The organism is Microbacterium sp. T2.11-28 (assembly GCF_950097975.1).
Lineage (GTDB): Bacteria > Actinomycetota > Actinomycetes > Actinomycetales > Microbacteriaceae > Microbacterium.
This window is the reverse complement of sequence record NZ_CATNHF010000023.1, coordinates 311,778-325,394: the sequence shown is the minus strand read 5'-3', so window position 1 is coordinate 325,394 and position 13,617 is coordinate 311,778. Positions and strand designations below refer to the sequence as shown.

Sequence of the window (13,617 nt, the reverse complement as noted above, 5' to 3'; positions counted from 1 at the left end):
CCGGTAGTACGTCTGCTCGGACACCACGAGCTCCCGGCACACCGCCGCGACGTCCTGACCGTCGGCGAGCATCCTGTCGGCCTGCCCGAGCTTACGGACGACCTGCTCCGGGGTGTGACGCTTCCTGCTGTTCGTCATGATCTGACCAGTCTCCCTGCCCGCGACCGCGGACAACAGGACGACTCTCATAACGACTGGACCTACGAAACGGGGTCAGCCCATTCCCTCCGACCGATGCCATCGACGTTCGACCGACGCTTCATGTTCTTTCGCACGGCTGCGAGCGCGTCCGCCGCCATTACGGGCAGTGGACCCTCGAACGTCACGTTGTCGAGGAACCGCGTTCCAGACACCACCTCGGGTCCCTCGTCGGTCGGATAAACCACTAAAGTCGCCGACAGTTGGGGGAATTGTTCCTGCGGGTACCGTCCCATCGCGAGCAGGCCGCCGAGAGTTGGTGCTAACCGACCGTCCTCGGTCGGTGCGAGAACCTTCGCCCTCACCAAGGCGTCTTCTCGTGGCAGGTTGGCGAATGCGTAGGGCCGGCTGCGCCGCAAACGGTCAACGAATTCTGTAGTCAGTTGCTCGTCGAGCTCATCCCCGGAGAGATCACTCAGCACGGTCACGTCCTCAAGCGGCTGGCCACGATTCGCGACCATCGCCTGCACCTCGTATGGAGTGAGTTTGTGGTCACCGTCATTGACACGGATGTACGATCCAGCGTTCATGCCTTGGCCTCTGTAGTAACAAGGCTTGAGCGACGCTTCAATTTCCGGGATCTCGGCAAGGAAGAGATGCACGCCCTCGTACTCGACTACGGAGGTCACGGCGCGCACAGGGGGCTCGAGCTCGGTTGCACACATCGATGCGAAGTCGGCGGCGATGGCCGCCGGGTCCTGGAGGCCCGTCGCCGCAAACTGGCTCGCTTCGTCGAGCCCGAGCACCACGAGGCCACCGGCAGTGTTCGAGAAGGACGACAGAGTCTCACGTAGGGACTTCGGCAGTCCGCCCTGCGCCCGCTTAACTTCTACGTCGGTCAGGTCACTGCCGATCGCGCGTAGCCGACGAATCAGATCGTCGACCTCAGACGCCTCCACGATAACCCTTCGTCCACATACAGATGAGGATAGCGATCATCATGTGGATCGATATGTGGATTGATATGTGAATCGACAGCTCGATGAATGCGCATTGGCAAGCGAGGAGCGAACTCGTTCGCCGCCCCGCCGCCCGCGGCGCGAGCTCCTGATGGACTACAGACGAGGCGTCGTTCATAGACTGGACACGAGGGGGGCAGGATGAGGAACCGCAGCAGTCGTTGGCGGGTCAGCGACGCCGCCGCGTACTCGGAGCTCCGGTCCTACGTCGTGCGCAACGCGACGGGAACGATGTCTGCCGCAGGCGATCCCGCCGGTAGTTCGCTCATGGCGCGGGCGCGGGGCCTCCGTGCGCGCATCCTCGGGCTTGATGCGTACGATCGCAATTCGGTCGATGCGTTGAGGACTGATCTCGCGTCGGAGTCTCCTCGATCTGCGAATCGCCCCATCATCGATGTGGACCGGCGAGACTACTTCGAGTCCGTTATCACGGCGATGCTGTCGCCCGACAACTTCGTGCCCACCGGATCCGCCGCGCTCGTCATATTGATTGATGAACTAGCGCCTGGGACTTCGAGGCTTACCACTCCGGCTCTCGCGCTAGCGCCGAGCGCTGTGGTTGTAGGCATGGAGGAGTTGCGCGCGCTCCATCCGAACTTCGCGTCGGCGTCGTCAAGCGCGGCCGTGCTCAAGGATGTCGACGGCGCGGCGCGCGAGTGGCGCACGGCGCTGCTGGGCAGGGCGCAAGAGGACGGGCGCAGCGTGATCCTCGACGGATGGAGTGGTTCCCTCGAGAGTCTCGCGACAGTGACGACCCAGTTCAGTAATGCAGGGTTCAAGACTGTGGCGCTAGTTTCCCGGGCAACGCGAGCGCAGATCTTGCTCAATGAGCTCGAGAGCGAGTTGGTGTTCGGCGATGCGATGCGTCTTGGCCGCGCCAGCGACAGGCATGTGAGACCGTCATCCGCTGCCCTGCGTGATGTCTTCGACGAGGTAGCCGATCTGGACGGTCGAGGTCAGCCCCGTGATCCCGCTCTGTCCAACGTTGGGGCGATGGCGACTTTGGAGTCGATGCAGTGGTTGAGTAGCCTCCGTCGGATCCATGAGTATGTCGCCGGCTCACGGCGGGCCGCCGCGACTTACGGGTCGGGTGTCGCCGAGCTCCATCGGCTGGCGCTACAGGAAGTTCTTCCTTCGCTGAACCTGCCCGCGGGCTCGGCGGTCGCCGAACACCAGAGGCGGCTTCTCGTCGCCCGGACAACCGAATGGCAGCGGACAGCCGTCATGCCCGAGCCGTCTCCGACACCGACGCTCGACACCGGTTCGATGCGCATCTAGCGGCCGGCGCCGGCGGCAATACCAGAATCGTCGGTGCGTGCCGCGCGACTCCGACCCGTCGGCTCATCGAAGAGAGTGGGATGCGCTTCTCGTGCGGCGTTCACGACCTTCATCGCGTCGGAGAGACGCAGGTGGCCGTGGGGAAGTCGGTCTTTGAGCGCATGGAACGCGATGTGATGGGCGAGCACGTCTATCCGCACCTGCGGTTTGCCTGCTGCCTCGCGCAACCGGTTCTCTAGGGAGGCTTCCCGGCGGAGCCAGTCGGTGCGTTGCTCGACGTATCGGATGATCGCATGTCGCAGGTCCCGCGCCTCGATGGCTGCGTGGCGTCGGTCGTGGAGCGCACGGACGTTCGCTATCACGTGTGCGATGTCATCGGTTGTGAGGCGTTCCATGGGGTGGCGTTCGATTGCCACTGCGGCGGCGAGGGCCATCGCGACGTCATCAACCGTGCCGCTGAAGAGACCCACGCGTTCGCGCGCGGCGATGCGGTCAACTGCGCGTCGCCGTAGATCGTCGGCCCGGTTCCAGGCGATGCGGTCGATTTCGTTCTGGAGCTTGGCGAGCTGCAGGTACTTCTGTCTCACGTCGGCAGATGTGAAGAACTGATGCGCGTCGGTCTGGTTCGCGCGCCGCTCCGCGGCAGTCGCGCGGTGGACGCGTTTGGGTGGGAGCTCGAGTGCGACGAGCCGGCGCTGCACCTTCCGGGCTTCGCGGTTCGACTGGAGTGTCTTCGCGTAGCGATCGGGATCCTTACGGTAGCTGCGCTGGTACTCGGTGATCCGCTCGCGATTTGCTGCGGCCCAGTCGGCGCGTCGTTGTTTGACGGCGGATTCGTTGGCGTCGCGGTATCGCTGGGTGCGCGCGGCGATCTCTTCCCGGTGACGTTGGTAGTAGCGGCGGTGATGTTCGCGCACACGCTCCGGATGGGCTTCCCGCCAACGGCGCTGCGTTTCGCGAGCTCGCTCCGGGTGCGTGCGCTTCCACGCGCGTGAACGTTCGTTGGCGGCGGCCTTCTGCCGCGTGACGCGGAGGTGGCGCTGATGCCGCCTGCGCATCGATTCACGATTCAACTCACGCGAGCGATCAGGGTTCCGCGCCTTCCAGTCTTTCCTCGATTGTCGGACGCGGTCGGCGTTGCGCTCTCGCCATGCTTTCGCGGCGGCGCGGCGACGCTCACGGTGTGCGTCATCGTCCGACGACCGCTTCCGGTCGGTAGCCATGACGGCGCCTACGCGGCGGGTTCGTCGGAGACGACGGCGGCGAGTACGTGGTCACGCAGCTGCTTGCGTGCCGTCGTCGGGTCGCTGATCGCGTGCCGGCAGAGTCGTCGAAGCTCGTCGAGGTCCTCTGCCGGTAGTTGTGCGGACTCAAGGTCTTCGAGGACGAAGTCGATGTCCTTCTCGATGCTGTAGTCGGCGCTGGCGGCGCCTTCTAGGGGGTCGTAGTAGATGGCGGCGATGCCGGCGCGCATGAGGATTTCGTCGGCTTGGGGTCCGGTGAGGTGCATGTCAGTTCCTTCCGAGGGACACGGTGGTAGCCGGGTCGGCGGGCGCCGAGGCGGTGGCGGCATGGTGGGCGAGGTTGCGGATGAGGTCGGGGCGGAATCCGGACCAGTGGTTCTGGGGGTCGCCGTCAACGATGACGACGGGAGCTTCGGTGTAACCGAGGTCGACGTACGCGAGCGCGTCAGGATGATCGCGGAGGTTGGTCTCCACGTAACCGATGCTGGCGCGGTCGAGGATCTGCCGTGTCCGCTGGCAGGCACCGCATTGCGGGCCCGTCGAGTAGAGGTGCACGGACACCATCACGTCACCTCGATCCTCGAACTCACAGAGTCCGGATCTCCGGATGGCACAAACCTCCGAACTCCGGAAGTTCGCGTCTCCGTGAGGACCGGACGCGCGAGGTCCGCGAGTTCGGCAGGTCCGGCGTCCCGACTCGTGGGACTGCCCGGGTGTCGGAGCCCCAGACTCACGGAGTTCCGAAGTTCGGTCTCCGTCGCGCCGCGCAACTGATCGGCCCTTTCGAGGACAAGATCGATGGCGACGCGGATGAGGGTGTTCTCGGTGATGCGTTCGGCTTTCCTGATCCGTCGGCTCATCAGCATCCTCGCGAGCGCGGTGAGTGCCGTGTACTGGTCGTCGCGCACGCGCGCCTCTTTGCGGATCAGGCTCTCGAACGGCGCGGGCGACCTCGCCTCTGTTGACTCGGCGGCAACCCGAGCGCGGGTGTCGGCGAGCTTGCCGGTGAGGTCGACGCGTCCCATCACCAGGCTCCGTTCATCGCCGGGCTGAGCTGCTCGGTCATCTCGTACCCGAGGCGGGTCACGTCCGCTATGGATCCCTGGGTCCGCCTGTTGTCGCCGGCGGACGTGACCAGCTGGCCGAGGACGGGTGCGTCCGCGTGGGTCTTGTACTGCCGGAGGTACCCCTCGAACCTGGGGACACCGAAGGTCTGATCCAAGACCTCCCGCCAGGTGTCCAACTGCGATCCCAGGCGCCCGTCGATGCGGTTCAGTAGGACCGCGTGCCGCAGGTGTCGGGGCTCGATGAGCCGGCTGATGGTGCGCATGGTGGGTTCCACCGCTAGCGGCTCGGGCGTCATCGGGACGATCACGAAGTCAGACGCGTCGAGCGCGGTCTCCAGTCGCGGGGTGTCTTCGAGGCTGCCGGGGGTGTCGACGATCACGACGTCGTAGTCGACACCGAGATCCCGCATCCGCGCGAGGACGTTCGGATGCTGATTGCCGGCGAAGTCGAACGGCAGGCGCGCCCGGGCGTTCTCCGCCCACCACACCGTCGACTGCTGCGGATCGACGTCCACCACGAGCACCCGGAGCCGGCGCGACATGATCGCCGCGAGCTGCATCGTGACCGTGGTCTTCCCGACGCCGCCTTTCTGGTTGGCGACCGCGATGATCTTCATCGCTCACACCCCATGCGGCTGCACGTGGAGGTTGGCTTCCAGCCACTCCTGCACGCTCTTGCGGACGTACAGCGGCCGGCGCCCGAGCTTCACGAAGTCCGGTCCGTGACCCTCGTACCGCCACTGGGCGAGCAGCCCGCGCGACACACCGGGCAGTAGCTCGAGCAACTGCTCAATGCTCATCAGCTCCAGACCCGATTCGTCTACTTCACGTGACGAGCGCGGGTCCTGATCCGTTACCAGTGCCATGACATCCTCCTGACGTGTGATCAACAGCCTGATTGACATCAGTAGACGCTTTAAGCGACACTCGTGTCAAGAGGCCGTCCATCGAGGGCGCGACGCGGCAAGGCAAACTAAGGGGGTGAAGGTCGACGTGAAGACACTCGAGGGCAACCCGATGACGGCAGACGCCGCCACCGAGCCGCTCGGAACCGCGTTGCGCATCGCACCCGCATTCGTCGCCAGCTCCCCTGACGAAGAGACGGGCGTGCTCACAGAGATCCGTGCCGAGTACCGGCACAACGAGGGCGAATACGTGATCACCTCGATCACCACATCCGCTCTCCGTCCTGACGTGACCGTCAAGACGCTTCGGCAGCACACCGCGACATCTCCGATCGTCGCAGCCGCCGTGCCCCACTGCCTGGCGATGCAACTCGATGACGATCCGGGCACACCGTGGCGAACCGTTTCGGATCTCACCTCCGCAGACGGGCGCCTAATCCCCCGTTGGCTTGCTCGTGAAGTGGTGAAGCGCGGCGCGCGCGACGCCCGCATGGACGTTGTCGAGATCATCTACGGCGCCGCCGCGCTCGCCGGGCAACCACCCGTTCGCGCTGTCGAACGGGAACTCGAGGTGCCCTACCGCACCGCGCAGGACTGGATCACGAAAGCACGCGCCGCTGGTCGGCTGGAGGGCATGCACTACGCCGTCGGCCGCCAGGCGGATGGGTAGCGTCAGCTCTTACCAGACGGCATCCGGCAAGCGGTACCGCGTTCGCTACTTCAAGCCGGACCACACTCACACGGACAAGCGAGGCTTCCGGACCAAGCGTGAAGCGGAGCTCTTCCTAGCGACAGTGGAGACCGCCAAGGCCGCCGGCACCTACCTGGATCCCACGCTGGGCCGGGTTAAGGTCAACGACCTCGGACCGACCTGGCTCGCGGCGAAACGGGCGACGCTCGAGCCATCCTCTTTCGCACCACTCGAAGTCGCGTGGAGACTACGCGTGCAACCGCGATGGGGTCGCGTCGCGATTGCGGACATCAGCCACTCGGCCGTGAAGACCTGGGTCGCCGAGCTCAACGAGCGCAGCGGCGCAACCGTCGTCATCCGCACCTATGGCGTCCTCGCCTCCATCCTCGATGACGCTGTCCTCGATCGCCGACTTCCGTTGAATCCCGCACGCGGCGGTCGTATGGGCCTCCCAAAGAAGACACCCGGACGACACATCTACCTCTCCCATGCCCAAGTCGAAGCTCTCGCACAAGCTGCCGGCAAGCACGGAACATTGATTCGCGTGCTCGCGTACACCGGACTGCGATGGGGTGAGGTCGCCGGGCTCCGCGTCGAGAACGTCGATCTCCAAAAGTCGCGCATCTGGGTGTCCGAGAATGCCGTCGAGGTGGGGGGCACTATTCACGTCGGCACACCAAAATCACACAAGGTCCGCTACGTCCCTATGCCGCGCTTCCTCCGCGACGAACTGGCAATCCGGATGGCCGCAATGAAGTGGGGCCAACTTGTCTTCCCCACCGACTCGGGCGGGCATATGAAACGCGTGCGCACAAGCCACGGATCCAAGTCGTGGTTCAAGACCGCAGCCATCGACATCGGTGTGCCAACCCTGAAAATCCATGGACTACGCCACACCACCGCGAGCCTGGCCGTGCAGGCCGGCGCAAACGTGAAGGCCCTTCAGCGCATGCTCGGCCATGCGTCCGCTGCGATGACACTCGACACATACGCCGACCTCTTCGACGACGACATCGATGCCGTCTCGCGCGCGCTCGACCACAGACGCGCGATGCAGCTTAGAGACCTGCGCCAAACTCTGCCCCCTCACGCCGGGCTCGACGAGGGTGGTGTCGGCCCGCTCCGATAGCTTTCGCAACGTGACCGAATCGACCTGCGCCGCATTGACGGCTGTCTTTCCACTCGTCCTGCTGGCTTTCCTCAGCGAGCGCCGAAGCCTGCGCAGGAAGCTGCGCCGCACGCGGGTCTACCGTCGCGTCAACGACTGGATCAGCATGGCGACCATCCTCGGCCTGGGCTGGACCCTTGTTGGCGTACAGCTCGGCGGACTCACCCTCGGTCCAGCAATCGTCGCTTGGGTGCTCACTGCGATCTCCCTCGTCGGATTGCTCGCACTCGCGGCAATGCACGCCGGCAGCGCGGAGCTCGACGAGAGCGAGATCAGATAGCCCGGTTCTGATGCCAGAACGGTTTCCCGCGTTCGTTGATGGACCTGATCGGTCGTCCAGATTGGGCAAATAATGGGCAAACGGCCCAGAAATGCCCTTCGAAACGCCGAAAACCCGCGGAAATCCGCGGGTTTCTGTTGCGGAGACGGAGGGATTTGAACCCTCGGTCCCCTTGCGAGGACTCCACCTTAGCAGGGTGGTGCACTAGGCCTGACTATGCGACGTCTCCAGGGTGTTCACGCGAGACGGCGCGAACACACCCGGCAATCATAACCGTTCCTTCACCCGATGCCGAACCCGCGGTGCCCACACGGTGGAGCGCCCGAGAAGGTGGCGCAGATGAGCGCTATGGATGCCGGGAGGCCACCGGATGCGCCACTTCGGCGCGGCGGCCGGCGCGGGTCAGCGCTCGGCCTGGGTGCAGGTGACGTCGGCGGCGGTCGAGCCCGAGATCGTCGAGGGGAGGTCCACGGCGGTCTCGGTCGGCTCGGGGGTCTCGCCGGCGTCCGGCGTTCCCGAGGCGTCCGGAGTGCCGGTCGCCGACCCGGTCGGGGTGGGCGTCGGCGACGCTTCGGCCTCCGCCTCGCCGATGACCTCGACGCCGTAGCCCGAGCTCGCGCTGCCGGTGATCTTGATGGGCTGGTTGTCCTCCAGCGCCTGGAAGAGCACCGACGCGGCGTCGGTCACGGGCAGCACGCGGCCGCCGCCCGGCGCGTAGACCGTCGGGTACTGCACGAAGACGATGTCCTTGTACGGCACGCTCTTGACGGCCATGGCGATCGAGACCATGCGCTGGGGGTTCGTGAGCGAGTCGCTCAGCACGAGCTGCTGGGACTGCACCTGCGCGACCGCCGTCGTGGCGAGGTTGAACAGCACGGACGGGTTCGCGAGCACGCCGTCGGACTGGAGCTTGCGCACCATCGAGCTCATGAACTGCTGCTGGTTGGAGATGCGGCCGAGGTCGGAGCCGTCGCCGATGCCGTGACGGATGCGCAGGAACTGCAGCGCCTCGGCACCAACGAGCGTGTGCGTGCCGGCCTTGAGGTCCAGGCCGGTGTGCTTGTCCTTGATGTCGTCGGCCACGCACACGTCGACGCCGCCGATGGCGTCGGACATGTTGATGACGCCGGTCCAGCGGATGGCGGCCGCGTACTGGATGTCGATGCCCGTCAGCGCCTCGACCGTCAGCACGCTGCACGGGAGCCCGCCGTACATGTACGAGGAGTTGATCATCTGCGCGCTCATGGCGGAGTAGCTGCCGCCGTCGCCGGTGGGGCACGACGGGATCGGGACGATCATGTCGCGGGGGAAGGAGACGACCGTCACGCGACGCGGGCTGTCGCTGATGTGCACCAGCATCGTCACGTCGTTGCGCTCGCCCCCGGCGTCGTGGGCGCAACGGGGGAAGAGCTTCAGATCCTGGCCCTCGCAGGAGTCGGTGCCGACGACGAGCATGTTGACGCCGCCGTCGATCTCGCCGATGGCGGGGAGCTGGTCGACGTCGTCGCCGATGTCGACGCTGTTGTCGGAGAGGGCGCGGGCGGCGTCCCACACGTAGAACGCGCCGACCGCGCCGACGCTCAGGACGACGACCGCCACGACCGCGCCGAGGATCGTCAGGATCTGGCGGAACGGGCGCGGCGAGGACTGGATGCCATGGCGCGCCAGGGGCTGACGGCGGCTGGCCGGCGGGGCGTCAGGCGTCTCGCTCACGGACATCTCTTTCTGAGGGCGGGTACGGGGCTCCCACGATGCGGAGGGTGTGGGATTCGAACCCACGGGACATTGCTGCCCACCGGTTTTCAAGACCGGATCCTTCGGCCGCTCGGACAACCCTCCCGAGCAGACGCACACGGCATCCACCCGACGAGCGTTGATTCTAGTGGACGGGGGTGCTCCCATTCTGGCCGAGCCCGCCTGTGGACCGGCTGTTAACCGCGTCTGACCGGGGATGCAGCCCCGGCGCCGCCCGGCTCAGAGGTCGCGGAGGATCTCTGCGACGCCCCCGGCGTGCACCGACGACGTCGTCTCGGACGCCTCGCGGAGCACCTCTTCGGGGCCCTGCGCCATCGCGATCGCCCGGCCGCCGTGCTCCCGCGCCCAGCGGAACATGCCCACGTCGTTGCGCCCGTCGCCCATCACGAGCACGTGCTCGGGGTCGACGCCCAGCCACGTCCGCACCCGCTCGAGCGCGGTGGACTTGTCCACGCCCTGCGGGGCGATGTCGAGCCACGCCGACCAGCCGACGGCGTACGACACCTTGTTGAGCCCGATCCGCCCGACGAGTTCGACGAAGTCGGCGTCGGTGTCGTCGGGCGAGACCACCACGACGCGGCACACCGGCTGCGCCGACAGCCGGGCGAACTCCACGCGCTCGGCGTGGACGAGGTTCCAGTCGTCCATCTCGTCGGTGTAGAGGCGGCGGCCGTCGGCGAGCTCGACCATGTAGTGCGCCTCGGGGAGGTGCTCGCGCAGGAGCTGCAGGACCTCGGCGGGGTCGAACGTCTCGACGTGGAACCGCTCGTACGCGAGCTCCTCGGCCAGATCGCCCTCGAGACGCTTCATGATGACGGCCCCGTTGGAGCAGACGACGTACTCCGGCGCGAGCTGCAGCACGCGGAGGATGCCGCGGGTGCCCTCCCACGAGCGGCCGGTCGCGAGCATCACCTCGTGCCCCGCACGGTGCGCATGGGCGATCGCGTCGACGACGCCCGGGCTGAGCGTCTCGTCCTCGAGGAGGACCGTGCCGTCGACATCGAGCGCGATGAGCAGCCGCTCGGTGGCGACCGTCGGGTCCTCGGTCTCGTCGGCGATCCGCTCGACGAGCTTGGCGGCCTTCGTGGGCCGCACGACCTTCACCGACCCCGTCGGCGGCAGGTGCGGCTGACCGGCCTCGTGCGTCACGCGATCGGCTCCGCGACCTCGAGCCCGCCGAGGTAGGGGCGGAGGACCTCCGGGATCACGACCGAGCCGTCCGCGCGCTGATGGGTCTCCAGCAGCGCCACGATCCAGCGCGTCGTCGCGAGCGTGCCGTTGAGCGTCGCGACGTGCGCGGTCTTGGACGCCGGCGTGCCGTCCTCGCCCACCGGGCGGTGGCGGATGTCGAGACGGCGCGCCTGGTAGGTCGTGCAGTTGGACGTCGAGGTGAGCTCGCGGTACGCGCCCTGGGTCGGGACCCACGCCTCGACGTCGTACTTGCGGGCGGCGGAGGACCCGAGGTCGCCGGCCGCGACATCGATGACGCGGTAGCTGAGGCCGAGGTCCTGCAGCATCGCCTCCTGCATCGCGACGAGACGCAGGTGCTCGGCCTCGGCGTCCTCGGGCGTCGTGTAGACGAACATCTCGAGCTTGTTGAACTGGTGCAGGCGGATGATGCCGCGGGTGTCCTTGCCGTACGAGCCGGCCTCGCGGCGGTAGCAGGTGGACCATCCGGCGTAGCGCTTCGCGCCGCCGCTCAGGTCGAGGATCTCGTCCATGTGGAAGCCCGCGAGGGGCACCTCGCTCGTGCCGACGAGGTAGAGGTCGTCGTCGTCGAGGCGGTAGACCTCGTCGGCGTGCTGCCCGAGGAAGCCGGTGCCGCGCATGACCTCCGCGCGCACCAGCGTGGGCGGGATCACCGGGATGAACCCGGCCGCGAGCGCGCGCTCCATCCCGAGATTCATGAGCGCGAGTTCGAGGCGGGCGCCGATGCCGGTGAGGAAGGTGAATCGGGCGCCGGAGACCTTCGCCCCGCGCTCCATGTCGATCGCGCCGAGCATCTCGCCGAGGGCCAGGTGATCGCGGGGCTCGAAGTCGAACCGGACGGGCTCGCCGTGCGTGCGGAGGGTGACGAAGTCGTCCTCTCCCCCGGCGGGCACCCCGTCGATGACGATGTTCTCGATCTTGGCGAGCGCCTCGGCGGCCACAGCCTCGGCGGCGGTCACTGCCTGCTGCGCCTCCTTCACACGGTCGCTGAGGGCCTTGGCCTCGGCGACGAGAGCGGCCTTCTCCTCCTTGGGGGCCTGTGCCACCTTCTTGCCGTGCGCGTTCTGCGCGGCGCGCAGCTCCTCGAACGCGGTGAGGGCGGCCCGGCGGGCGCGGTCGGCGTCGATCGCCGCATCCACCGACTCGGACGACTCCCCGCGCGCCTCCTGCGAGCGCTTGACGAGGTCCGGGTTGTCGCGGAGCAGAACGAGATCGATCACCGTTCGAGTCTAGTAGCGGCCGGTTCGAGGGCCACGGGCGGGGTGAACGGCGAGTTATGCACAGATTCATCATGCTTTCCCGCACTCGCATAAATGAGCGCTATCGTGTGGTTCTCCCCCTCTTCACATCGAAGGGAAGATCACTTGACGAACCGAAAGAACGCGATCCTCGCCACCGTTGTCGCCTGCGCCCTCCTGCTGAGCGCGGCCCCCGCGTGGGCCGCGGGCGCACCGACCGAGCGCCTGGCGACGGCAAGCGCCGAGAGCGCGTCGCTCACGGCGCTCTCCGTGCCGATCAAGGGCTGCAGCACATCCGCGTGGAGATACGACTCCACCTCGCGTGGTACGCGCACACTCACCCAGATCGGGCCCACCCAGGCGAATCGCAATCGCACCGCCAAGAGCATGAGAGTCACCCTCACCTCAGACGTCGGCGGCACCGTCAACGCCCAGTTCTCCGGGGCGACCAACGTCAAAGGGTCCGTGAAAGTCGCCGAGATCTCCGCGGAGTTCGGCGTCTCCGCGGGCCTCAGCGTCACGGCATCCGTCGGGAACTCCGTCACGTTCACTGTTCCCTCCGGAAAGACCGGATACGGCGACTACGGCGTCTGGAGCCTGCCCGTGAGGGGCAAGGAGTACCGCACCCTCGGTCCCGATTGCACCATTCAGTCGCGCGCCGCGAGCACATTGGCCCCCTTCCGGGTGGGCTGGGACGTGACGGTCAAGTGAGGCGGACGATGTGGGCGATGGTCGGCGCGCTGGCCGCGGCATCGCTGACCACCGGCTGCGTGGCGGGAGTCTCCGCTCCCGCCACGTCGCCGGCCTCCCCTCCCAAACCTTCGGCATCCGCCTCACCATCCCCTGCGCCTACCGAACTGACGGTCACTCCCGCGCCCGGTGAACCGCGCGTGGGAACCCTGTCTTCGATCCGCGGCGCCGCCTCTACGGAACCCGCGCCGACGAGGACAGGGCGCGTCGCCGTGTACATCCGCTGCTGGGGCGACGACATCATCACCGTCGAGATCGAGAACTCTGCGACCATCACCCAGCGATGCCTCCCCGACGTCGATGACCCGGGAACACGGAACACCCTCGACGTGGTGGGCGAAACGGTCCGCGTGACGGGTACGGCAGACGTGGCAAACCTGTGGGCGATCGCCATCACGGAGGTACCCGCCGATTGATAAGGGCATCATCGGGATCGCTGGCTGGCTACGCGCGACGCAAACTGGTTATCGGTGCCGTTCTCGCGGTCGCGGCGATCGTTCTCGGAGTCGCCGGCGCCCAGTACGGCAGCTCACTACCGGACGTCCCGAGCACAGGTCCGCGGAACTTCGCGAACCCGACGTACTCCGCGTTGATCGTGGCGGGGATCCTTGCCTGGGTGTGCGCATTAGCGGTCCTCGACCGCGCCTGGCGGTCACTCTTCGGCGCCAGCAGCACGCTGCGGATGGCGTCGACGGGACTTGCCGTGGCCCCGGTCGCCTTGTGGGGGGCTATGGCTCTCATGAGTCTCGTCGGAGGGGGATTCGTCTTTCTGGCCGGAGCATTGCTGCTCCTCGCTCTCGCCAGTCTGATCGTCGGCGTCGCCGCTGCGGCGGCGCTTGTCGCGACGCGTCGACGGTTCCCCCATCCGCCTCCTC

General features: G+C 66.8%; 16 protein-coding genes, 2 tRNA genes and 1 pseudogene. 6 read left to right on the top strand and 13 right to left on the bottom strand.

Features of this window, described 5'->3' with window-relative positions:
* Together QQZ13_RS11110 and QQZ13_RS11105 are read right to left on the bottom strand one after the other, a co-directional pair.
* A pseudogene (locus QQZ13_RS11110) lies at window positions 1–138 on the bottom strand (IS3 family transposase); the annotation flags it as partial.
* Window positions 139–200: 62 nt separating this feature from the next.
* Window positions 201–1,097 (bottom strand): helix-turn-helix domain-containing protein, encoded by an 897-nt coding sequence (locus QQZ13_RS11105; RefSeq protein WP_284529164.1) that lies wholly within the window; start codon window positions 1,095–1,097, stop codon window positions 201–203.
* Window positions 1,098–1,298: 201 nt separating this feature from the next.
* Between QQZ13_RS11105 and QQZ13_RS11100 the strand changes: the two genes are divergently transcribed.
* Window positions 1,299–2,435, top strand: a complete 1,137-nt coding sequence (locus tag QQZ13_RS11100; protein ID WP_284529162.1) for a zeta toxin family protein — start codon at window positions 1,299–1,301, stop codon at window positions 2,433–2,435.
* On the opposite strand, the gene QQZ13_RS11095 is transcribed toward QQZ13_RS11100, so the two are convergent.
* The 6 genes from QQZ13_RS11095 to QQZ13_RS11070 are packed head-to-tail and all read right to left on the bottom strand — an operon-like array spanning window position 2,432 to window position 5,651.
* Window positions 2,432–3,658: a hypothetical protein gene (locus QQZ13_RS11095; RefSeq protein ID WP_284529161.1), complete on the bottom strand. Its 1,227-nt coding sequence runs from the start codon at window positions 3,656–3,658 to the stop codon at window positions 2,432–2,434. The two genes, QQZ13_RS11100 and QQZ13_RS11095, sit on opposite strands and share 4 nt — an antisense overlap.
* A gap of 8 nt (window positions 3,659–3,666) precedes the next feature.
* Entirely contained in the window at window positions 3,667–3,945 is a 279-nt protein-coding gene (locus QQZ13_RS11090) for a hypothetical protein (RefSeq protein WP_284529160.1), read from the bottom strand.
* A gap of 1 nt (window position 3,946) precedes the next feature.
* Window positions 3,947–4,243, bottom strand: a complete 297-nt coding sequence (locus QQZ13_RS11085) for a glutaredoxin domain-containing protein (protein WP_284529159.1) — start codon at window positions 4,241–4,243, stop codon at window positions 3,947–3,949.
* Complete coding sequence (locus QQZ13_RS11080) at window positions 4,243–4,704, bottom strand: hypothetical protein (RefSeq protein WP_284529158.1); 462 nt, start codon at window positions 4,702–4,704, stop codon at window positions 4,243–4,245. The genes QQZ13_RS11085 and QQZ13_RS11080 overlap by 1 nt, the downstream gene beginning before the upstream one ends.
* A complete protein-coding gene (locus QQZ13_RS11075; RefSeq protein WP_284529157.1) occupies window positions 4,704–5,363 on the bottom strand; it encodes a ParA family protein in 660 nt (219 codons plus the stop codon). The genes QQZ13_RS11080 and QQZ13_RS11075 overlap by 1 nt, the downstream gene beginning before the upstream one ends.
* A gap of 3 nt (window positions 5,364–5,366) precedes the next feature.
* Window positions 5,367–5,651: an AlpA family transcriptional regulator gene (locus tag QQZ13_RS11070; protein ID WP_284529156.1), complete on the bottom strand. Its 285-nt coding sequence runs from the start codon at window positions 5,649–5,651 to the stop codon at window positions 5,367–5,369.
* Window positions 5,652–5,727: 76 nt separating this feature from the next.
* On the opposite strand from QQZ13_RS11070, the gene QQZ13_RS11065 reads away from it, so the two are divergent.
* The 3 genes from QQZ13_RS11065 (at window position 5,728) to QQZ13_RS11055 (ending at window position 7,790) form a co-directional block, all read left to right on the top strand.
* A complete protein-coding gene (locus tag QQZ13_RS11065; RefSeq protein ID WP_284529155.1) occupies window positions 5,728–6,321 on the top strand; it encodes a hypothetical protein in 594 nt (197 codons plus the stop codon).
* A gap of 124 nt (window positions 6,322–6,445) precedes the next feature.
* The gene (locus QQZ13_RS11060; protein WP_284529154.1) at window positions 6,446–7,471 is read left to right on the top strand and encodes a site-specific integrase; all 1,026 of its coding nucleotides are present in this window, start codon (window positions 6,446–6,448) and stop codon (window positions 7,469–7,471) included.
* A gap of 10 nt (window positions 7,472–7,481) precedes the next feature.
* Window positions 7,482–7,790 (top strand): hypothetical protein, encoded by a 309-nt coding sequence (locus tag QQZ13_RS11055; protein WP_284529153.1) that lies wholly within the window; start codon window positions 7,482–7,484, stop codon window positions 7,788–7,790.
* A gap of 140 nt (window positions 7,791–7,930) precedes the next feature.
* Here the strand turns inward: QQZ13_RS11055 and QQZ13_RS11050 are convergent.
* The 5 genes from QQZ13_RS11050 to serS all read right to left on the bottom strand — a co-directional run bounded on the left by QQZ13_RS11050 (window position 7,931) and on the right by serS (window position 11,974).
* Window positions 7,931–8,019, bottom strand: a tRNA-Ser gene (locus QQZ13_RS11050).
* A 173-nt stretch (window positions 8,020–8,192) separates the two neighbouring features.
* On the bottom strand, window positions 8,193–9,503 hold the full coding sequence (locus QQZ13_RS11045; RefSeq protein WP_284529152.1) for an LCP family protein: 1,311 nt from the start codon (window positions 9,501–9,503) through the stop codon (window positions 8,193–8,195).
* A gap of 41 nt (window positions 9,504–9,544) precedes the next feature.
* Window positions 9,545–9,629: transfer RNA gene (locus QQZ13_RS11040), tRNA-Ser, on the bottom strand.
* Between the two features lie 135 nt (window positions 9,630–9,764).
* A complete protein-coding gene (locus QQZ13_RS11035) occupies window positions 9,765–10,694 on the bottom strand; it encodes an HAD family hydrolase (protein ID WP_284529150.1) in 930 nt (309 codons plus the stop codon).
* Window positions 10,691–11,974: a serine--tRNA ligase gene (serS, locus tag QQZ13_RS11030; RefSeq protein ID WP_284529148.1), complete on the bottom strand. Its 1,284-nt coding sequence runs from the start codon at window positions 11,972–11,974 to the stop codon at window positions 10,691–10,693. Before serS ends, QQZ13_RS11035 begins: the two co-directional genes overlap by 4 nt.
* A gap of 144 nt (window positions 11,975–12,118) precedes the next feature.
* Between serS and QQZ13_RS11025 the strand changes: the two genes are divergently transcribed.
* A complete protein-coding gene (locus tag QQZ13_RS11025) occupies window positions 12,119–12,703 on the top strand; it encodes a hypothetical protein (protein ID WP_284529146.1) in 585 nt (194 codons plus the stop codon).
* A 17-nt stretch (window positions 12,704–12,720) separates the two neighbouring features.
* Window positions 12,721–13,158 carry a hypothetical protein gene (locus tag QQZ13_RS11020; protein WP_284529144.1) on the top strand — a complete coding sequence of 146 codons (438 nt, stop codon included), beginning with the start codon at window positions 12,721–12,723 and terminating at the stop codon, window positions 13,156–13,158.
* Window positions 13,159–13,617: the final 459 nt, after the last annotated feature.

Bases quoted from the DNA above. Each gene is read 5' to 3' on its own strand.
- QQZ13_RS11080 (WP_284529158.1), bottom strand. From the start codon at position 4,704: ATGGGACGCGTCGACCTCACCGGCAAGCTCGCCGACACCCGCGCTCGG.
- QQZ13_RS11020 (WP_284529144.1), top strand. From the start codon at position 12,721: ATGGTCGGCGCGCTGGCCGCGGCATCGCTGACCACCGGCTGCGTGGCG.
- QQZ13_RS11100 (WP_284529162.1), top strand. From the start codon at position 1,299: ATGAGGAACCGCAGCAGTCGTTGGCGGGTCAGCGACGCCGCCGCGTAC.
- QQZ13_RS11075 (WP_284529157.1), bottom strand. From the start codon at position 5,363: ATGAAGATCATCGCGGTCGCCAACCAGAAAGGCGGCGTCGGGAAGACC.
- QQZ13_RS11085 (WP_284529159.1), bottom strand. From the start codon at position 4,243: ATGGTGTCCGTGCACCTCTACTCGACGGGCCCGCAATGCGGTGCCTGC.
- QQZ13_RS11095 (WP_284529161.1), bottom strand. From the start codon at position 3,658: ATGGCTACCGACCGGAAGCGGTCGTCGGACGATGACGCACACCGTGAG.
- QQZ13_RS11090 (WP_284529160.1), bottom strand. From the start codon at position 3,945: ATGCACCTCACCGGACCCCAAGCCGACGAAATCCTCATGCGCGCCGGC.
- QQZ13_RS11070 (WP_284529156.1), bottom strand. From the start codon at position 5,651: ATGTCAATCAGGCTGTTGATCACACGTCAGGAGGATGTCATGGCACTG.